Origin of the sequence: Phenylobacterium haematophilum, from assembly GCF_014196295.1 — a bacterium.
GTDB lineage: Bacteria > Pseudomonadota > Alphaproteobacteria > Caulobacterales > Caulobacteraceae > Phenylobacterium > Phenylobacterium haematophilum.
On record NZ_JACIDK010000002.1, the window covers coordinates 437819 to 456475 of the forward strand.

Annotated in this window: 16 protein-coding genes; 6 read left to right on the forward strand and 10 right to left on the reverse strand. The window is 70.8% G+C overall.

Translation table 11 applies throughout. The annotated features are described in order from the left end of the window. The first annotated feature begins 208 nt into the window (after positions 1-208). Genes GGQ61_RS08075 through GGQ61_RS08085 form a run of 3 tightly spaced genes read left to right on the forward strand, consistent with a single transcriptional unit; the run spans position 209 to position 2149 of the window. Positions 209-892 (forward strand): fumarylacetoacetate hydrolase family protein, encoded by a 684-nt coding sequence (locus GGQ61_RS08075; RefSeq protein ID WP_183771373.1) that lies wholly within the window; start codon positions 209-211, stop codon positions 890-892. After that, positions 889-1533 (forward strand): maleylacetoacetate isomerase, encoded by a 645-nt coding sequence (gene maiA / locus GGQ61_RS08080; protein ID WP_183771375.1) that lies wholly within the window; start codon positions 889-891, stop codon positions 1531-1533. Before GGQ61_RS08075 ends, maiA begins: the two co-directional genes overlap by 4 nt. Continuing rightward, positions 1526-2149 (forward strand): carbonic anhydrase, encoded by a 624-nt coding sequence (locus GGQ61_RS08085; protein WP_183771377.1) that lies wholly within the window; start codon positions 1526-1528, stop codon positions 2147-2149. The genes maiA and GGQ61_RS08085 overlap by 8 nt, the downstream gene beginning before the upstream one ends. A 2-nt stretch (positions 2150-2151) precedes the next feature. On the opposite strand, the gene GGQ61_RS08090 is transcribed toward GGQ61_RS08085, so the two are convergent. From GGQ61_RS08090 to GGQ61_RS08105, 4 genes are all read right to left on the reverse strand, one after another. Further along, on the reverse strand, positions 2152-2517 hold the full coding sequence (locus GGQ61_RS08090) for an endonuclease domain-containing protein (protein ID WP_183771379.1): 366 nt from the start codon (positions 2515-2517) through the stop codon (positions 2152-2154). A 64-nt stretch (positions 2518-2581) separates the two neighbouring features. Beyond that, positions 2582-4669, reverse strand: a complete 2088-nt coding sequence (gene pbpC, locus GGQ61_RS08095) for a penicillin-binding protein 1C (RefSeq protein ID WP_183771380.1) — start codon at positions 4667-4669, stop codon at positions 2582-2584. Positions 4670-4779: 110 nt separating this feature from the next. Next, positions 4780-9747, reverse strand: a complete 4968-nt coding sequence (locus tag GGQ61_RS08100; protein ID WP_425501001.1) for an alpha-2-macroglobulin family protein — start codon at positions 9745-9747, stop codon at positions 4780-4782. 218 nt (positions 9748-9965) lie between these two features. Further along, a complete protein-coding gene (locus GGQ61_RS08105) occupies positions 9966-11450 on the reverse strand; it encodes an arylsulfatase (protein ID WP_183771384.1) in 1485 nt (494 codons plus the stop codon). A 240-nt stretch (positions 11451-11690) separates the two neighbouring features. Between GGQ61_RS08105 and GGQ61_RS08110 the strand changes: the two genes are divergently transcribed. After that, positions 11691-12068, forward strand: coding sequence for an MBL fold metallo-hydrolase (locus GGQ61_RS08110; protein ID WP_343056082.1), 378 nt, complete (start codon positions 11691-11693; stop codon positions 12066-12068). A 4-nt stretch (positions 12069-12072) separates the two neighbouring features. Here the strand turns inward: GGQ61_RS08110 and GGQ61_RS08115 are convergent, their stop codons facing one another. Then, entirely contained in the window at positions 12073-12576 is a 504-nt protein-coding gene (locus GGQ61_RS08115) for a GNAT family N-acetyltransferase (protein ID WP_183771386.1), read from the reverse strand. A 169-nt stretch (positions 12577-12745) separates the two neighbouring features. Next, the gene (locus GGQ61_RS08120; protein WP_183771388.1) at positions 12746-13723 is read right to left on the reverse strand and encodes an NAD(P)H-dependent flavin oxidoreductase; all 978 of its coding nucleotides are present in this window, start codon (positions 13721-13723) and stop codon (positions 12746-12748) included. Positions 13724-13870: 147 nt separating this feature from the next. Between GGQ61_RS08120 and GGQ61_RS08125 the strand changes: the two genes are divergently transcribed. Continuing rightward, positions 13871-14743 carry a crotonase/enoyl-CoA hydratase family protein gene (locus GGQ61_RS08125; protein WP_183771390.1) on the forward strand — a complete coding sequence of 291 codons (873 nt, stop codon included), beginning with the start codon at positions 13871-13873 and terminating at the stop codon, positions 14741-14743. A 4-nt stretch (positions 14744-14747) separates the two neighbouring features. On the opposite strand, the gene GGQ61_RS08130 is transcribed toward GGQ61_RS08125, so the two are convergent. Further along, positions 14748-15764, reverse strand: coding sequence for a zinc-dependent alcohol dehydrogenase family protein (locus GGQ61_RS08130; protein WP_183771392.1), 1017 nt, complete (start codon positions 15762-15764; stop codon positions 14748-14750). Positions 15765-15853: 89 nt separating this feature from the next. On the opposite strand from GGQ61_RS08130, the gene GGQ61_RS08135 reads away from it, so the two are divergent. Beyond that, complete coding sequence (locus GGQ61_RS08135; RefSeq protein WP_183771394.1) at positions 15854-16519, forward strand: HAD family hydrolase; 666 nt, start codon at positions 15854-15856, stop codon at positions 16517-16519. Here the strand turns inward: GGQ61_RS08135 and GGQ61_RS08140 are convergent. The 3 genes from GGQ61_RS08140 to GGQ61_RS08150 all read right to left on the reverse strand — a co-directional run bounded on the left by GGQ61_RS08140 (position 16509) and on the right by GGQ61_RS08150 (position 18628). Then, a complete protein-coding gene (locus tag GGQ61_RS08140; RefSeq protein WP_183771396.1) occupies positions 16509-17207 on the reverse strand; it encodes a DUF899 family protein in 699 nt (232 codons plus the stop codon). The two genes, GGQ61_RS08135 and GGQ61_RS08140, sit on opposite strands and share 11 nt — an antisense overlap. Before the next feature lie 99 nt (positions 17208-17306). After that, the gene (locus GGQ61_RS08145; protein WP_183771398.1) at positions 17307-18008 is read right to left on the reverse strand and encodes a glutathione S-transferase; all 702 of its coding nucleotides are present in this window, start codon (positions 18006-18008) and stop codon (positions 17307-17309) included. Between the two features lie 68 nt (positions 18009-18076). Beyond that, complete coding sequence (locus tag GGQ61_RS08150; protein ID WP_183771400.1) at positions 18077-18628, reverse strand: dihydrofolate reductase family protein; 552 nt, start codon at positions 18626-18628, stop codon at positions 18077-18079. Positions 18629-18657 lie beyond the last annotated feature (29 nt).

Below are 18657 nucleotides of genomic sequence, written 5' to 3' on the forward strand. Positions count from 1 at the left end.
CGCTCAGCGCCTGTCCGGGACCCATGAACACCTGATCTGTCAGGTGTCGCGCTGCGCCCGCAGCGCGAATGGGTCCCGGTCTTCGGCCTTTGGTCGAAACCGGGATGACACACGGTTGGCGTCATAAGCGCTCGCCTCCCGCAAAAACCTCCCATGTTCCCACTACGGCAGGGTTCACATCGCCCTTTCCCAGGCGTAAGGCGGCGCCATGACAGCGTATGTCCTGCCGCCCCCCGCTCCCGCCTCCGTGCCCGTGGAGGGCGAGACGGCGGTCTTCCCGGTCCGGCGCATCCTCTGCGTGGGCCGTAACTACGCCGCTCACCGCCGCGAAATGGGCGGCGACGATCGCGATCCCCCGTTCTTCTTCGCCAAGCCGGCCGACGCGATCGTCCCGCCGGGCGGAGCGGTCCGCTATCCGCCGCGCACCGCCGACCTGCATCACGAGATCGAGCTGGTCGTTGCTTTGAAGGGCGGCGGGGCCGACGTGCCGGTCGAGCAGGCCCTCGACCTCGTCTTCGGCTACGCGGTCGGCGTCGACCTCACCCGCCGCGACCTGCAGAACGCCGCCAAGGAAAAGGGTCATCCCTGGGACGCGGCCAAGGGCTTCGACGCCTCGGCCCCGATCTCGGCGATCTCCAAGCGGGACGGCGCCCCGCCGCAGGGCCGCATCGCGCTTTCCGTCAACGGCCAGCTGCGCCAGGAGGGCCAGGTCGCCGACATGATCTGGAGCGTGGCCGAGGTGATCGCAGAGGCCTCCAAGCTCTGGACCCTGGCGCCCGGCGACCTGATCTTCACCGGCACCCCGGAGGGCGTCGGCCCGATCGTCCCCGGCGACCTCGTCGAGGGCGAGGTCGAGGGCGTCGGCCAACTCCACTTTACGGTGTCAGCATGAGCCTCACCCTGCATTCCTACTGGCGCGCCACTGCGCCGTACCGCGTCCGCATCGGTCTCAACCTCAAGGGCCTCGACTACGGCTATGTCGGGGTGAACCTGCTGAAGGGCGAGCAGCACGCCGCCGACTACGTGACCAAGCGCAATCGCCAGCATCTGACCCCGGCGCTGGAAACGGACGGGCACGTCCTGGTTCAGTCGCTGGCCATCCTCGAATGGCTCGAGGAGACGCACCCGCAGCCGGCCCTACTGCCGACGGACGCGTTCGACCGCGCCACGGTTCGGGCCATGGCCGCCATCGTCGCCTGCGACATCCATCCGCTGAACAACATGCGCATCCAGAAGGCGCTCGAGCAGTTCGGCGTCGACGAAGCCGGCCGCCTCGAATGGAGCCAGCGCTGGATCGTCGACGGCTTCTCGGCGCTTGAGCCAATGGTCGCCCGCCACGGCAAGGGCTTCGCGTTCGGCGACGCGCCGACCCTCGCCGACTGCTGCCTCGTGCCCCAGGTCTACTCGGCCCAGCGCTACAAGGTGGACCTCACCCCGTTCCCGGCCATCGCCGCGGCCGCCGCCCATGCGGGCGAGCACCCGGCCTTCGCCGCCGCCCATCCCGACCGCCAACCGGACGCCGTGCATGCTTGAAGACCTGAAGGAAAACAACCGCCGCTGGGCGGCTGGAAAGCTCTCCGTCGACCCCGGCTTCTTCGAACGCCTGGTCGCCCAGCAGAGCCCCGAATATCTCTGGATCGGCTGCTCCGACAGCCGCGTCCCGGCCAACGAGATCGTCAATCTCGATCCGGGCGAGCTGTTCGTGCACCGCAACGTCGCCAACCTCGCCCCGCCGCAGGACGCCAATTACCTGTCGGTGCTGCAGTTCGCGGTCGACGTGCTGAAGGTGAAGCACATCATGGTCGTCGGCCACTACGGCTGCGGGGGCGTCGCCGCGGCGGTCGACGGCAAGCGCCGCGGTCTGGTCGACCACTGGCTACACCCGATCCGCGAGGTCTACGCCGAGCACCGCGACGAGCTCGAAACCCTGCACGACCACGAGCGCATCGACCGCCTGATCGAGCTCAACGTCATGCGCCAGGTCCGCAACGTCGCCTCCGACGTGTTCGTTCAGGACGCCTGGGCCCGCGGCCAGAGCCTCAGCGTCCATGGCTGGGTCTACTCGATCGCCAACGGCCTGGTCACCGACCAGAACTGCACCATCAGCGGCCCCGGAGACCTCGACAAGGCCCGCGACGAGGGACAGTAGGCTCAGCGCAGCGGCCGTAGGGCGTCTGTCGGCTCGGAACGCGGAATGGCGTCGAGGATCGCCATCAGCACGTTCTCCGGTCGCGTGATGATCTCGCTGTTGGCGAAGCGCAGGACGCGGAAGCCTTCGGCGTTCAGCCACGCGTCTCGCCGCGCATCCCTCGCCTGGTCGTGCAGCGCGCTGTCGGCCTCGACGATGAGCCGATGCTCGAAGCACACGAAGTCGGCGATGTAGGGACCGACCGGAACCTGCCGGCGGAACTTGCAGCCTTCCAGCTGCCGGCCACGGAGCAGCTTCCAGAGCACGCGCTCGGCGACGCTCGGCGTCCGCCGCATCCGTCGAGCCTGCTTTAGCTTAGCTTCGGCCATGCCCGAGCTTCGCAGGATCAGCGCGACACGTCATCCTTCTCCCCTTGTGGGAGAAGGAAGCGGGTCACTTCACCCGCACCCGGGCGCTGGCCTTGCGGCCCTGGTCGTCGACGACCGTCAGCCGGTAGAACCCCGGTCCCTTCGGGCGCCATATCGTCCGTCCACTGACGGGATCGGCGGCCAGCGGCTCGCCGGCCACGTACCAGGACAGCCCTTCGCCGCCGGCGGCCAGCACGAGGCCGCGCGAGGACGGCCCGAACGCATCGACCTGCACCGTCGAACCGTTCGGCGGGAAGATCAGCCGCGGGCCCTGTTCGCGCTGCTCCAGCCGGGTCAGCGCCGACGGCGCGCCGCGCGGCGCGATCGGCCGCGGCGCGCTGGCCGGGGCGTCGATCAGGTCGGCGGCGTCGAACAGCAGCGGCAGCGCCGCGTCGCGCCCGGTCAGCCCGCCGCGCGCCCCGCCGTCGGCGCGGCCGGTCCACACCACCACCACGTACGGGCCCACCACGCCGGCCGCCACCGCGTCGCGAAAGCCGTAGGAGGTGCCGGTCTTGAACGCCATCACCGGCCGGCCCTTGGTCAGCGCCGCCGCCGTCGCCCCGGCCGGGGGCGGGGTCTCGCGCAGGATGGCCAGCACCTGTTCGGCCGCCTCCTCGCGCATCAACCGCCGCCCGCCCTGGCGCTCGCGGCGCGCCGCCTCGTCCTGCGTCCAGGCCAGCGGCTTGGCGACCCCGCCGTCGCCGAGCGCGGCGTACAGCACCGCCAGGTCGCGCACGGTGATCCCGACCCCGCCCAGCGCCATGGCCAGGCCCGCCTCGCGCGTCTGCGCCTTGGGCCGCACCAGGTTCACCCCGGCCCCGTCGATCCGCGCCTCGAACGCGGCGGGCCCGACCTTGTCCAGCAGTTCCACTGCCGGGACGTTCAGCGAATAGGTCAGCGCCTCGCGCGCGGTGACCTTGCCGCGGAAGATGCGGTCGAAGTTCTCCGGCTGGTAGTCGCCGAACCTGCGCGCCGCATCGTCGATCTGGGTGTCGGGCGCGGCCAGCCCGTCGTCGAACGCAAAGCCATAGATGAAGGGTTTGAGCGCCGAGCCCGGCGAGCGCACCGCCCGGGTCATGTCGATCCAGCCGCCCGGCCGCGCCAGCCCGCCGGAGCCGACCGCCCCGCGCACCGCCCGGCCCTTGATCTCGACCACCAGGATCGCCGCCGTCGCCTCGGGGCCCTGGCTCTGCGCCACCCGTGCGGCCAGCGGCTCCAGCCGCGCCTGCAGACCGGCGTCGAGCGTGGTCAGCACCGAGGCCTCGCTCGCCGGCGCGGCCCGGGCCAGTTCGCCCGCGGCGTGCCAGGCCAGGGCCGGGAACGGGCTGCGGCCGGGCAGGGGCTCGTCCTCGGCCTCGGCCGCCGCAGTTTCGCTCAGGATCCGGGCGCGGATCATCTTGTCCAGCACCGCGCGCCGCGCCGCCCGCGCGTTCTCGGGGCGCAGGTCCGGCCGCCGCGCCTCGGGCGACTGCGGCAGCGCGATCAGCAGCGCCTGCTCGCCGTCGGTGAGGGTCTCGGGCTCATGGCCGAAGTAGGATAGGCTGGCGGCCCGCACGCCCTCCAGGTTGCCGCCATAGGGGGCCAGCGTCAGGTAGAGCGCCAGGATCTCGCGCTTGGAGAGCCGCGCCTCGATCTGCACCGCCCGCACCATCTCGATCAGCTTGGCGGGGATCGTCCGCGGCCGCGGCTCCAGCAGCCGCGCGGTCTGCATGGTCAGGGTCGAGGCGCCCGAGCTGACCCGGCCCGACACCGCCGCCGATCCCGCCGCCCGCGCCACCGCCAACGGGTCGACGCCGGGATGGATCCAGAACCGCGCGTCCTCAATCTGCACCAGCCGCTTCTGGAAGCTGTCGTCCGTCCGCGTCAGGTCGGCCCGGATCCGCCAGCGCCCGTCCTCCACCGGCAGCGCCCGCAGCCACGCCCCGCGCCGGTCCAGCGCCACCGGCGAGGACCGCTCCGCCCGCCCCATGTCCGGCGGCAAGGCGGCGTCCAGCGCGAACACCCCGACCTCCACGCCCAGCAGGGCGATCAGGCCGAGTGTGAGGGCGCGAACCCTGTCCTTCTCCCCTCGCGGGAGAAGGTGGCCCCGGGCAGCGGGGGCGCGCTCACCCATCCGCGCAAACCACCGCCGCCATGCCCCGGTCAGGCCGGACAACCCCTCATCCGACGGGCTTCGCCCGCCACCTTCTCCCGCAAGGGGAGAAGGCTCGCTGACGCCTCCACTCATGGCCCGGGCGCGATCACCGTGCGGCTGGCGCCGGTGCGCGCGTTCAGGCTCGGACGATACATGTCCTTGGCCTGCGCCCCCGGCAGCAGGAAGTCGCCCGGCGTCACCGCCCGCGCCACATAGGCGAAGGTGAAGGCGCCCTTGCCGGCCAGGTCCATGGCCGCGACATAGCGGTCGTCGCGGGCCTCCTGGACGTCGGCGCTGGAGAGCTCGCCAAGGAACTTGAACGGCCCGCTCTGCGCATCGTCCGGTCCCAGCACGGTCTCGATCTCGAAGCCGGCCGGCAGCGGGTCGTCGACCACCAGCGACATCGAGCGGCTCTGGCCGGATCGGCCCGAGACCACCACGATCACCCGCTCGCCCTGGGTCAGGGCCGAGGGATCGACCGACCCGCCGGTGAACCCGACCAGCCGCTTGGAGAGGGTGATGCCGTTGTCCTCGGCGGGCGGCGGGGCGACCGGCGTGCCGGTCACCGTCACCGTGCGCCACAGCGCGCCCTTGCCGGCGTTGACGAAACGGGCCTCGGCCAGCTTGCCGACCGCCCAGCGCGGGGCGCCGCCGACCGCGGTCAGCGGCTGGGCGCCCTGGGCGTCGATGCGGATCGCTCCGGCCGCCTTCAGCATCCAGTGCGCCGCCTGCAGCAGGCGGGCCTGTTCCTGGGTGTTGAGGCTGTCGGGATCCTTGACCGCGTTCTCCAGCCGCTTCTGCAGCCCGCGGGCCAGGTCGGTCTCGCCGGCCTCGTAGGCCAGCGCCGTCACGGCGGCGATGTCGCGCAGCGGGCTCTGATACCAGTCGGCCTCGTCGCGATAGCCGAGCGCGGCGATCGCCTGGCGGAAGGACGAGCGCGCCCGGGCCTTGTCGCCCATCATCGCCAGCCCCGCGCCGACCTGGGCCTTGGCCAGCGGCGAGGCCTCGCTCTTCATCTGCACGTCGTGCCACCAGCGCAGGCGGGCGAGGTCGCCGCGGCCGCCCTTGGCCAGCACGTAGAGCGCATAGGCCGAAGCCCGACTGCGCATCCGCTCGGTCGCCTTCTTGGAGGCGTCAGAGCCGCCGGCCCACCAGTCCGGATACTCCATCCGGTAGGAAACCGAGGCCCAGCCCTCCGGCCGCGAGACCTGGCGCATGGCGCTCAAGGCCCGGTCGATCGCCTCCTGCGGCACCGGCGTCCCGGCCTTCTGCGCTTCGAGCAGGAAGTCGGTGACGTAGGCGCCCAGCCAGGGATCGGCCTCGCCGTCGCCGACCCGCCAGAGCCCGAAGGCCCCGTCCAGGGTCTGGCGGTCCAGCAGCCGTCCGACCGCCCCGGCCAGCGCCACGGACGAGCGCTTCAGCTTCGGATCGCTCGCCGCCTCCGCCGCATAGATCAGCGGATAGGCGGCCGACACCGTCTGCTCGGTGCAGCCATAGGGATAGCGCGACAGCGCGTTCGCGATCGGGGCCGGGTCGAAGCCGCGGAACGGCGAGTAGCTGACGTGCAGGGTGACGTCGCCGGCCGCGAGGCCCGCCAGCAGGCTGGAGGCCGGCGTGAACGCCGCCCCCGGCTGCTGCAGCTCATAGGTCGTCCGGGTGATCGGGCTCCAGCCCAGCCGCGTCTGGATCGGATAGTCCTTGGCGGTCGAGAAACCGGGGCCGGAGACCTTGAAGCCCACCTGGCCGATGCCGGCCCGGCCCGGCGCGCTGAACGGGATCTTCTCGGCCACGCGTTGGCCGAGGGCCAGCTGGAAGGCCTTCTTGAACGGGGCCAGCACCCCGCCGCCGCTGGTCAGTTCGGCGATGTATGAGCCGACCTTGCCCTCGATGTTGTGCAGCTCCAGCGTCGCGAACGCCTTGTCGCCCGGCGCCAGGAAGCGGGGCAGGGCGAGGTCGGCGACCACCGCCTCGCGCACGGTCAGCGGCTTGCTGGCCGAGCCGACCGCGGTGTCGGTCCAGGCCACCGCCATCAGCCGCAGCTCGCCGTTGAACTGGGCCGCCGGCAGCTTGATCGTCGCCTTTCCGTCAAGGCCCGTCTCGACCACGCCCGACCACAGGGCGACGGTCTTGATCGGCGTGACGCTCAGGCCCTCGCCGCCGATGCCGTCGGCCCCGAAGTTGACGTTGGCGGGCGCGCCAAGGTTCGGGTCCAGCAGCCGCCCGTAGTCGTCACGGTAGTCGAGCGTCAGCGCCCGCTTGCCGAAGTACCATTTCACCGGATCGGGGCTCTGGAACTTGGTCAGCTGCAGGATGCCCTCGTCGACCGCCGCCAGGGTGACCCGGGCGCGGCCGGCGAACCCGGCTCCCTTGATGGTGATCGGCACCTCGACCAGCGCCTTCGAGTCGATCTTGGCCGGGGTGTTCAGCTCGACGCTCAGCTTCCGGCCCTTCGGATCCAGCGGCACATAGACCAGGCCCAGCGCCCGCCGCGGCTTGGGCGAGGCGACCGGATCGCGCGGCTGCACGACGCTGACCAGCACATAGGCCCCGCCGCCCCAGGCGGCGCTGGTCTTCAGCCGCACCGTCGCCCCGTCCTTGCCGACGGTGACGGTCTTCAGGTCGATCAGCCGGTCGGTGGCGACGGCGATCTGCGCTTCGCCGGCATAGGGCGGCTTCAGGGTGATCTCGACCGTGTCGCCCTGCGCATAGGACTTGGCCCCGGCGCTGACCCGCACGAAGTCGGGGGCCTCGACGTCCTTGGCCGGCGCGCCCCAGCCGGAGGCGAAGCGGATGACGCTCTTGGCGCCGCCCGGCCCGGTCATCTCCAGCCGGTAGTCGCCCCAGCCCAGCCGGCGGCTGATCCGGGTCCGCTGGCCGGCGGCGAGGTTCACATTGGCTTTGGCGACCACCACGTCGCGGCTGGTCCGCCGCCACTGCCAGCGGCCGTCCTGCTGGAACCAGTCATAGTCCCAGTTCTCGGAGATCAGGGTGTAGGTCGTCCCCGGCGCGGCGATCCGCTGGCCGGCGGCGTTCACCGCGATCAGGTCGATGATCATGGTCGGGTCGCCCGACCCGCTGGAATCCCCCTGCTCGATCTTGGCGCCCAGATAGACGCCCTTGGTCCGCACCTCCAGGTCCAGGCCCTCGCGCACCGGGCGCCCGCCCGGTTCGAAGACGCTGGCGGTGAAGGCGGCGGTCAGGGGCTGCGGCGTGTCGCCCGCTTCCTCCGACGACAGCGCCAGCACCGCGCGGCCGGCGCCGTCGGTGACGGTCTGGCCGACCTCCAGGAACTTCTCGGCGAACGGTTCGCGCTGGTCGCCCCACTGATAGCCCTCGAAGGCCGGGAACGGGTTCGGGTCGACGCGCAGTCGCGCCTCGCCCTGCGTCTGCAGCCCCGCACCGGCCGCGCCGTAGAGGAAACGGGCGGTGACGTCGATGTTGCGGGTCTCGCCGGCCTTCAGCGGCACGGCCTCCTGGCCGACGGCGGTCACCGCCAGCCGCTGTGGCGCGAAGTCCTCGACCTGAAACGACAGCTCGCCGGCCGGCTTGTCCAGCCCGTCGATCTCCAGCTTGGCGGTCCAGCGGCCGCGCGGCGCGCTCTTGGGCAGCTCGATGTCGACCGGAACGGCGCCCAGCGGCGCCTTGTCGAACGGATAGCGCTTGTACTCGACGCCGGAGGGACGTCGCACGACGATCGCGCCCTTGCGGTCCTTCACCGCCTTGGCCTCGCGGTCGCGCAGCAGGGCGTTCAGGTGCACGATCTCGCCGGGCCGATAGATGCCGCGGTCGGCATAGAGATAGCCGTCGATGGCGGTCTGGGCCGTGCGGCCCGCGACGCCGCTGTCTTCGGTGCGTCCGCCGATCCCCTGCTTGGACAGGTCCACCGGCGCGCGGTCGAGATCCAGCACCGCCAGGTCGCCCTGCGCGCCATAGGCCATCACCATCTTGGCGTCGGCTGCGCCTTCGCCGTCCAGCAGCGGGCGGTCGAAGCGCACCCGGCCCTGCGCGTCGCTCTGCGCCACGGCCAGGTCCTCGCCGTTGCGCGCCACCAAGGTCACGCGCACGTTCGGCATCACCTTGGCGGTCTTCAGCGAGCGGACCACCACGTCCAGCGCCTCGGACCCGTCATAGGCCGACAGCGCCATGTCGGTGAACACCACCCAGCGCCGCGCCTGGGCCGGCGGGTTCGGATCGTAGTCGTCGTCGGAGCCTTCGCCCTTGATCGAGCGGCCGCCCGAGGCGTCGCGCACCTTGATCACATAGGCGCCGGGCTTCATCTCCTTCAGCACCGCGCCCAGCGGGAACACCGTGGTCACGCGCTCGCCGGCGCCCTGCGTGGTCACCGGCAGCTCGCCCTTCCAGACCACCCGGCCCTCGTCGTCGGGGCTGTCCGAGCCGTAGTCGCTCGGCCACTCCCCCTCGGCGGTGGGGTCGGGGGCGCTGATCGACTTGCGCACCAGGTTGCGGTCGACGACCCGCCAGACCTCGACCGACAGCCGGCTGACATTGACCGTCTCGATCCCGACCCCGTCGGAATCCTCGCGCGGCAGGATCACGCCCTCGCCGGCGAACCCGACGAAGGGCGGCCTTTCACCAAAGGTAAAATCGACGTCGGCGTTGGCCGCTAGGGTCTCGCCGCCCTTCGACGGCAGACCCTTCAGCAGCGTCACGCGGCGGTCGGCGAAGCCGGTCCCGCCGATGCACAGCTCCGATCCCTTCACGGTGACGGCCGGCGCGCCGCCCAGGTCGGGCGAGACCAGCACGTAGTCGGCATAGGATTTGGCCGGGTCCAGCGGCCGGGTCAGCTCGATGCAGGCCGCCGGCTGGTTGGCCGAGGTGTCGATCCGGTGGCGCCAGACGGCGAACCCTTCCGGCTTGGGAATGCCCCGCCGCGCGGCCTTCGCGTCGCGCGGCTTGCCGAACAGCGACCAGCCCTGCGCGCCCGGCGCGACCTGGGTTTCCTGCGAGGGCCGGCCGAACCAGTCGACGCCCTTGGCCGACAGCACCCCGCCGCCGAACGCGGCGATCACCAGGCCCGCCGCCATCAGCCCCGGCATCTTGCTGGCGCGAAGCTTGGCCAGCCAGCCCTTCGGGGTCGGCGTCTCGGGCGTATGATCGCTCGCCATCGGTCTCTCTTAAGCTGGACGGAATGTCGCAGCGATGGGACGCGAAAGGCTCGTCGGCGTCAATCTTCGGTAGGCGTCAGTCCCCAGACACGACGGCCCAAAAAGACGGGGACGAGGCGAACTCGCCCCCGCTGCAGCCTGTCCTCGGCTCAGTTCTGGTTCGGGCTGGCGGTGGCGATCTTTTCCATCGCGTCGTCGACCGTAAAGCTCGCCGCCTTGGCCCGCGGCGGGAACTCCTTGAAGCTCTCAAGCACCTTGCCGACGATCGCCTGGGCCGGCACCAGCAAGAACGCGCGCTGGAACATCCACATGCCGTACTCCAGCGATTCCGGCCCGCGTTCGAAGGGGTCCGAGCGCAGGTTGTAGACATCGGGCGCGCGCAGGTTGGTGAAGTCGAGCTTCCACACATTCAGTCCGGTGTGGTCCTGGGACTTGAAGCCGATCTTCCAGTTACGGGCGCGGATCGCGAGCAGGTCGCCGTCGTCGCTCCAGTACAGGAAGCCCTCCCGCGGCGATTCCTTCTCCTTGCCGCTGAGGAACGGGATCAGGTTGTTGCCGTCCAGGTGCACCTTGAACGTCTTGTCGCCGATCTTGCCGCCCTTCTTCACGCGCTCGACGACGTCCATGTCGCCCGCCGCCGCCGCGAAGGTCGGCAGGAAGTCCTCGTGCGCGCAGATGTCGTTGATGATCTGGCCGGGCTCGATGACACCAGGCCAGCGGATCGCGCAGGGCACGCGGAATCCGCCTTCCCAGTTGGTCGCCTTCTCACCCTTGAACGGCGTCGTCCCCCCGTCCGGCCAGGTCATCACTTCCGCGCCGTTATCGGTCGTGTAGACGACCACAGTGTCGTCGGCGGCGCCCAGCTCGTCCAGCAGCGCCAGCAGCTGTCCGACATGCCCGTCGTGCTCGACCATGCCGTCCGGATAGACGCCCAGCCCGGTGACGCCCTGCGACTCCGCCTTCAGGTGCGTGAAGACGTGCATGCGGGTGGTGTTGAAGTAGCAGAACCACGGCCCGCCGGCCTTCTGGTTGCGGGTGATGAAGTCCTTGGCCGCAGCCAGGAACTCCTCGTCGACCGTCTCCATCCGCTTCTTGGTCAGGGCGCCGGTGTTCTCGATGGTCTGGCCGCCCTTGCCGTCGGCCTTGCACTTCAGCACGCCCCGCGGACCGAACCGTTCACGGAACTTCGGATCCTTCGGATAGTCCGGGTTCTCCGGCTCTTCCTCGGCGTTCAGGTGGTAGAGGTTGCCGAAGAACTCGTCGAAGCCGTGCATGGTCGGCAGGTGCTCGTCGCGGTCGCCCAGATGGTTCTTGCCGAACTGGCCGGTGGCGTAGCCCTGCGCCTTCATCACCTCGGCGATGCACGGGTCCTTGGGGCCCAGCCCCAACTCCGCGCCCGGGAGTCCGACCTTGGTCAGGCCTGTGCGGATCGGCGACTGGCCGGTCAGGAACGCCGCGCGCCCGGCGGTGCAGCTCTGTTGGCCGTACCAGTCGGTGAACAGCGCGCCTTCCGCGGCGATGCGGTCGATGTTGGGCGTGCGGTAGCCCATGACCCCGAGGTTGTAGGCGCTGACATTGTACCAGCCGATGTCGTCGCCCATGATGAATAGGATGTTGGGTTTGCCGTTCGGCATCGCTCGCGCTCCTTGATGTCGTCGGGGGCGCCGGACACGTCTCCCCGCAGGACGTCAGCCTCGCCGCGAGCGCCGCAGGACGCCATCGGGCGCCCCCCTGCGACCCCCTTGGGTCTTCGCCCCAGACGTAACGCCGTGCGGCTTGCGCCCGGCCGCGGTTGGCGCGACTGTCCGCCCGCGCGCCGCTAAGGGCCATGCGACGATCTTCGAGCAGATACCTGCGAGGCGACCCGCGCCCCCGTGCTGATCGATCCGGAACTCTCGCAGATCGACCCTATGTCGCTCGCCGGCCAAATGGGCCTGCACATCCGCTACATCGTCGACACCCACATCCATGCCGACCATTTCTCGGCCAGCCGCGAGCTGCAGAAGCTCCCAGTGGTCATGAACCGCCTCAGCCCCGCCCCCTACGCCGACCTGCGGCTCGACGACGGCGATGTGCTGATCGTCGGCGAACTGCGCATCCAGGCCCTGCACACCTCCGACCACACCCGCCGCTCCGACAAGATCTCGACCCTGGCCGCGGCCACGCTGCGCGAACCCTGCTTCACCCGCGCCGTCGCCCGCGCCGTCGCCCTCAAGGTCTGGCGCGACGCCGGCTACGAGCTGGAGAGCTGATCCCCTAGCGCGCCGTGAACCGCAGCACCGGCCCGTCCCAGTCGGGGCTGAGAATGTCCAGTTCCTCGATCGGCCCGGCCGCGCACGCGCCCGCCACCTTGCGCCAGAAGGCCAGCGCCCCGGTGTTGGCCCGCGCGACCGCGATCTCCCAGCGTCCCGGCTCGTCGGCGATCAGCGCCTGGGCCGCGGCGCGCCCGGCCCCCTGGCCGCGGTGTTTGCGCACCACGAAGAACTCGGCCATCGACCGCCGCGTCGGCAGGCCCGAGTGGGCCTCGTCGTTGATCAGCGCGAACCCGGCCGGCGCTTCGCTCGCCTTCAGCAGCCAGGCCGACCAGCCCGGGCGCGCGAAGTAGGGTTCCAGAGGATAGTCCGTGAACCGACCATCGGCCCCTAGCTCGCCGCGCGCGGTCCCGGCCCAGAACTCTGAAAAGTCGTGGGTGTAGAGCTGGAGAAGATTCTGCAGCAGGGCTGCGTCCCCCGCGCTTGCCCGCACGATCGCCAGGCTCACGGGCGCGCCGCCGGTGCGCGCGCCAGGGTCGCCCGAGCAAAGAGGCCGCGATGATCCCAAGCGCGCTCGGACATCGAACTGAAACGGCTCATCGGCTCCTCCGGCGCTCAGCCTCGCCCAGGGAGGCTGAATTCCTCCCCCATGCGGATGGGGGAGGAGACTCGCGTTCCTACGCGTCCAGCAGCCCGACCAGCCGGCCGCGGATGATCTGCTCGGCCTCGGCCATGGTGCGCTCGATCAGCTCCTGCACGCTCGGCACGTCGTGGATCAATCCCGCGACCATGCCGCACGACCAGCCGCCGGCGTCCATGTCGCCATCGCGCAGGATGCGCGGATAGACGCCGGCCACCTCGGCGGCGATGTCGGCGAAGGTCACCTTGTCGCCAAGCTCCTTTTCCTTCTCCAGCAGTCGCTCGACGCCGGCGTTGACCAGCACCCGTTCGGTGTTGCGCAGCGGGCGCATGATCAGGCGGGTGTCCAGCTCGCTGGCCGCGACCAGGGCGTCCTTCACGTTCTGGTGGACCGGGGCTTCCTTCGTCGCGATGAACCGGGTGCCCATGTTCATGCCGTCCGCGCCCATGGCCAGGGCGGCGACGAGGCTGCGGCCGTCCGCCATCCCGCCCGAGGCGAGGAACGGCACCTTCAGTTCCTCGCCGGCCCGCGGCAGCAGGATGAAGTTCGGCACGTCGTCCTCGCCCGGGTGGCCGCCGCACTCGAAGCCGTCGACGCTGACCGCATCGCAGCCGATCGCCTCGGCCTTCAGCGCGTGGCGCACCGAGGTGCACTTGTGGATCACCACGATGCCGGCTTCCTTCAGCATCGGCAGCCACTTGGCCGGGTTGTTGCCGGCCGTCTCGACGACCTTCACGCCGCTCTCGACGATCACCTTCACGAAGCCCGGATAGTCGGGCGGCGTCACCGCCGGCAGGAAGGTCAGGTTCACCCCGAACGGCTTGTCGGTCATCGCCCGGCAGCGCTCGATCTCGGCCTTCAGGTTCTCCGGCGTGCCCTGGGTCAGGCCGGTGATGATCCCCAGCCCCCCGGCGTTCGACACCGCCGCCGCCATCTCGGCGAAGCCGACGAAGTGCATGCCGCCCTGGACGATCGGATGCTCGATGCCGAGCAGTTCGGTAATGCGCGTCTTCATGATGGCGTTCCCTTGTTCGCGAGGCGCGTCGTGGCGCGCGCTGTTCGGCGTCTTGCATCGCCTATCGGCCGCCGCCCCGCAACCGCTTCTGGACGCCGCCCCGCCGCTGTGCTGACTGGCGCGGGCAGATCACGAGGGGAGACGCCGATGACCTACAACACCCTGCTCTGGGAGGTGGAGGACCGCGTTCTCACCCTGACGCTCAACCGCCCCGATCAGCTCAACGCCTTCACCGTCGAGATGGCCCACGAGCTGATCGCAGCCTTCGAGCGCGCCAGCGAGGACGACGGCGTCGGCGCCGTGGTGGTCACCGGATCCGGCCGCGCCTTCTGCGCCGGCATGGACCTGTCGGCCGACGGCAACGTCTTCGGTCTCGACGAGAGCCAGACCCCGACCATGGCCGACATGCACGATCGGCTGGACGACCCCGTGATCCGCGACGGCGTGCGCGACACCGGAGGCCGCGTCACCCTGGCGATCTTCAACTGCAAGAAGCCGGTCATCGCCGCGATCAACGGCGCGGCGGTCGGCATCGGCGCGACCATGACGCTGGCCATGGACATCCGCATGGTCTCGGAGAAGGCCCGCATCGGCTTCGTGTTCGGCAAGCTCGGCATCGTGCCGGAGGCCTGCTCCAGCTGGTTCCTGCCGCGCCTGGTCGGCCCGCAGCAGGCGCTGGAATGGGTGCTGTCGGCCGAGATCTTCGACGCCGCCGAGGCCCTGCGCGGCGGTCTCGCCCGCTCGGTCCACGCGCCGGACACGCTGGTCGCCGACGCCCAGGCCCTGGCCCGCAAGTTCATCGCCGGGCGCTCAGCCGTAGCCGTGGCCCTGGCCCGCCAGATGCTGCTGCGCAACGCCGCCCAGCCGCACCCGCTGGAGGCCCACCGCGTCGACTCCCTGGCGATGTTCTACGCCAGCATCGGCGACGGCAAGGAAGGCGTCGCCGCCTTCCTCGAGAAGCGCGAGCCGCAGTTCGCCGGCCGCGCCTCGCACATGCCGCCCTTCTACCCATGGGAATAGGGCCTCAGCCCCCGCAGCTGATGACGACCTTCCCCAGGTGGGCGCCGGCCTCGAGATGGCTGAACGCTTCGCGGGCCTCGTCAAAGGCGAACGTGCGGTCGATGACCGGCTTCAGGCCGCTGGACTCCACCGCCCGCGTGAAGTCCAGCAGCGCGGCGCGGTCGCCGACGGTGATGTTGCGAAAGCTCGCGCCGCTCGACTTCAGCTGGAAGAAGTCGATGCCGGGGTTCTCGGTGCTCAGGAACCCGATGGAGGCGATCTCGCCGCCCAGCGCCACGGCGCGCAGCGACTGGCCGATCGTGCCCGGTCCGCCGACCTCGACCACGCGGTCGACGCCGCGCCCGCCGGTCAGCGTCCGCACGCTGCGACCCCACTCCGGGTCGTCGGCATAGTTCACCACCGCCTGCGCGCCCAGCGCCTTCAGCGTCTCGGCCTTCGCGGCGCTGGACGTGGTGGCGATGACGCCCGCGCCAAGCGCGCGGGCCAACTGCAGGGCGAAGATCGACACTCCGCCGCTGCCCTGGACCAGCACCGTACGTCCGGCCCGGATCGGCGCCGGGCCGCTCAACGCCGTCCAGGCGGTGAGGCCCGCGCAAGGCAGCGTGGAGGCTTCCTCGTAGGAGAGACTCTGCGGCATCGGGACCACCGCCTCCTGGCTCACGGCCTTCAGCTCGCAAAGCCAGCCGTCATTCTCGGCCCCGTAGCTGTCGCGCTGGATGGTCGAAGGCATGTCGCCGCCGAACCACCGCGGGTGGAAGGCGCCGATCACCCGGTCGCCGACCTTGAAGGCCTCGACGCCTTCGCCCAGCGCGACGATCTCGCCGGCGGCGTCGCTGGTCGGAACATGCCCCGGCACGCACTTGCGGGGATAGCGCCCGCGCAGCATGGCCAGGTCGCGATAGTTCAGCGAGACCGCGTGCACGCGCACCAGAACTTCGCCTCGCTGCGGGACCGGATCGGCCTCCTCGCGCAAGCGCAGCGCCTCCAGGCTGTCGAAGCTGTCGAACCGATAAGCCTTCATGGCGCCCCCGACCGCGATCTCCGCGCTTCGCGCGCCCGCCCGGCTTCATAACCGCGTTCACTGTCCTGCGCCATGCGCTAAGCTGGGCCATGGCCCCCCAACCGACCGTCCTCCTCGACCTCGACGGCATGCTGGTCGACTCCCTGCCGGGGATCGAAGCCAGCTGCCGCGCCGCGCTCACGGCCCTCGGCCACGTCCCGGCGCCGCAGCTCGACATCGCCGCGCTGATCGGCCCGCCGATCGAGGACATCATGCACGTGCTGCTGGCCGCCTATGGCGACGACCGCGTCGGCGAGGGCGTCGCCGCCTATCGCGCCGACTACGGCGCGCGCGGGCTGCTGGGCAGCACCCCCTATCCGGGGATCCCAGAAGCGCTCGCTGCGATGCGCGACGCCGGCGCTCAGTTGATCCTGGCGACCTCCAAGCGCCGCGCGTTCGCCGAGCACATCCTCGATCACACCGGTCTTGCGACGCTGTTCGCCGCCATCCACGGCTCCGAGCCCGGCGGCGCCCTCGACCACAAGCCCGAGCTGATCGCCCACATCATCGCCCGCTACGGCCTGGACCCGGCCGCCTGCGTGATGGTCGGCGACCGCCGCTACGACATCTCCGGCGCCCACGCCAACCGCGTCCGCGCGCTTGGCGTGCTCTGGGGCTATGGCAGCCGCGACGAGCTCGAAACCGCAGGCGCCGACGACCTGGTCGGCGATCCGCAGGACCTCGCCGCCGCCGCGCTGGCCCTGCTCAGTAGCTGAGCTTCGGGTACCAGTCGGTGCCGCGCCCGCCCGGCGTCAGATCCAGGATCGACCACAGCGCCGCGACGTCCGGCGCATCGCGCGGGTCCTGGCCCGGATCGGCCATCGCCAGCGTCATCTCGCTGGCCCAGAACAGGCGCACCTGGTCGCCGTCGCGCTTGAAGACCACCAGCGCCGGGTTCTCGCTGCCGTCCTCGTTCAGCAGCCCGAGGTCGCGCGCATAGTCGTCCCCGACCGTCTGCACGAACTCCAGGCCTCGCCAGCCGCGTTCCTCCGCGAAGGCCAGTTGCCGTTCCACCGGGCTGCGGCCGAAGATCTTCAGGGCCACGCGCTGGGCGATGTCGGCGGCGTTGCCGGCCACCGCGCCCAGCCAGTTGGTGCACATCGGGCAGGGGCGCTCGCGCTGCGGCCCGTACATCCAGAAGTACGAGACCAACGCAGCCTTGTCGCCGAACAGCTCAAGCAGCCCGACCTCGGCGCCGTCCGCGTCCCTGAACCGATAGTCCTTCTCGATCACCGGCCCGTCGGGCAAGGCCCGGCGCTGCTCGGTGACCCGGGTCATGTGTCGGCGGAACTCGATCTCCTCGGCCAGCAGGGCGCGGCGCGCCTCGCGATAGGCCGCGCTTTCGCCCGGAAACGGCGTGCGCCCCTGAGCGGCGAGCTGCGCGGCGGGAACCAACGTCACCATCGGCGGTCTCCTTCATGCGCGGCCAGGCGGCCGCTCCCCAAAGGACGTCCCACGCCCCCGAACGCCGACAACCGTCCGCGGCCAAATGCGTTCCTGCGATCAGCTTCCCAGCACCTGGCGCAGCGAGGCCTCGATCTGGCCGCCGCAATAGGCCTCGCCATAGGCCTTGCGGGTCCGCTCCGCGAGGTCGGCCTGCGCCGGCAGCGCTGCGACCCGACGCGACAGGGCGGCGGTCAACGGGGCGGTCTCGTCCAGCAGCGTCGCGAGCGGGGCGAAGCGCTCGGCCATCGTCGACCACAGGACCGCGCTCACCACGTCGGCCAGGCCCGGCGTCTCGCCGCCCAGCAGGAAGCCGGCCTCTGCGGTCAACCCGTGGCGGCGACCGGTCTCCTCCCAGATCGACATCCATTTCGCCAGCCGGGGCGTGAACTCGCGCCAGCGCTCCTGCGTCCACATCAGCCGGCCGCCGTCGAGGGTGAGGTCGTCGATCACGTCGTTGGCGTCGGCGACCACCTTCAAGGTCAGGGCGCGCAGGGCGGGCGAGGCCGGCAGCAGGTCCAGGGTCTCGCCGAGATAGAGCAGGATCGCCGGCGTCTGCGCGATCGCGACCCCGGCCTTGCGGTCGATCAGCAGGGGCGGACCCATGAACGGAACCGGCATCTCCGCGACCGGGCCGTCCATCAGCTCGGCGATCGCCGCGTCGCCGGCCTCGGTCCAGCTCTTGCCGGCCTGCGCGAGGACCGCCCGCACGAACTGCCCGCGAAACGGCACGGACCAGTAGTAGAGGTGATAGTCGGACATCGGGGCGCTCCGGGTTCCAGCGAACAACGCCGTGGAGCGCCCGATCGTTCGCGGCGCGCCGCCCGTGGTCACGGAGATGGGCGCTGTCCGGCGCGGATCAGAGCGTAGTGCAGCCGCACGCAGCCGCGGTCCAACGCCTTGGCGCTCAGGAGCCGGGGGCTTGCCTGGAACCCCCTCGCTGGAAACAGCGGGCGCCCGCCGCCCAGCAGTTCAGGCATGACGTAGATCTCGATCTCGTCGAGCGCGCCGCGCTCCATGAAGGCCATCTGCAACTCCCCGCCGCCGAGCATCCAGACGTCGCCGTCCTCCAGGGCGCGTAGCTCGGCGATCAGGGCGTCCACGTCGCTGCGGGTCTCGAGCGGCCCCTTGGGATCCTCGATCGGCCGCGACGTCACGACGATGACCCGCTGGTCGCCGTAGGCCCAGGGCGCCGGATCGCGGGCGAGAAAGTCGTAGGTGCCGCGGCCCATGACGACCGTGCGGACCTGCTTGAGGAACAAGGCGTAGTCGTGCTCGCCCAGGTCCATGCCGTCGTATTTGAACAGCCAGTCCAGACTGTCGTTCGGCGCCGCGATGAAGCCGTCGAGGCTGGCGGCGATGTAGCCGAGGATTTTCGCCATAGGTCGCTTGCTTGAATATAAACGATCAT

Excerpts from the sequence above, each read along its gene's own strand:
- GGQ61_RS08135 (WP_183771394.1), top strand. The coding sequence starts at position 15,854 with ATGGCCCCCCAACCGACCGTCCTCCTCGACCTCGACGGCATGCTGGTC.
- GGQ61_RS08090 (WP_183771379.1), bottom strand. The coding sequence starts at position 2,517 with ATGGCCGAAGCTAAGCTAAAGCAGGCTCGACGGATGCGGCGGACGCCG.
- GGQ61_RS08125 (WP_183771390.1), top strand. The coding sequence starts at position 13,871 with ATGACCTACAACACCCTGCTCTGGGAGGTGGAGGACCGCGTTCTCACC.
- pbpC (WP_183771380.1), bottom strand. The coding sequence starts at position 4,669 with ATGGGTGAGCGCGCCCCCGCTGCCCGGGGCCACCTTCTCCCGCGAGGG.
- maiA (WP_183771375.1), top strand. The coding sequence starts at position 889 with ATGAGCCTCACCCTGCATTCCTACTGGCGCGCCACTGCGCCGTACCGC.
- GGQ61_RS08105 (WP_183771384.1), bottom strand. The coding sequence starts at position 11,450 with ATGCCGAACGGCAAACCCAACATCCTATTCATCATGGGCGACGACATC.
- GGQ61_RS08145 (WP_183771398.1), bottom strand. The coding sequence starts at position 18,008 with ATGTCCGACTATCACCTCTACTACTGGTCCGTGCCGTTTCGCGGGCAG.
- GGQ61_RS08140 (WP_183771396.1), bottom strand. The coding sequence starts at position 17,207 with ATGGTGACGTTGGTTCCCGCCGCGCAGCTCGCCGCTCAGGGGCGCACG.
- GGQ61_RS08100 (WP_425501001.1), bottom strand. The coding sequence starts at position 9,747 with ATGCCGGGGCTGATGGCGGCGGGCCTGGTGATCGCCGCGTTCGGCGGC.
- GGQ61_RS08120 (WP_183771388.1), bottom strand. The coding sequence starts at position 13,723 with ATGAAGACGCGCATTACCGAACTGCTCGGCATCGAGCATCCGATCGTC.
- GGQ61_RS08150 (WP_183771400.1), bottom strand. The coding sequence starts at position 18,628 with ATGGCGAAAATCCTCGGCTACATCGCCGCCAGCCTCGACGGCTTCATC.
- GGQ61_RS08075 (WP_183771373.1), top strand. The coding sequence starts at position 209 with ATGACAGCGTATGTCCTGCCGCCCCCCGCTCCCGCCTCCGTGCCCGTG.
- GGQ61_RS08130 (WP_183771392.1), bottom strand. The coding sequence starts at position 15,764 with ATGAAGGCTTATCGGTTCGACAGCTTCGACAGCCTGGAGGCGCTGCGC.
- GGQ61_RS08085 (WP_183771377.1), top strand. The coding sequence starts at position 1,526 with ATGCTTGAAGACCTGAAGGAAAACAACCGCCGCTGGGCGGCTGGAAAG.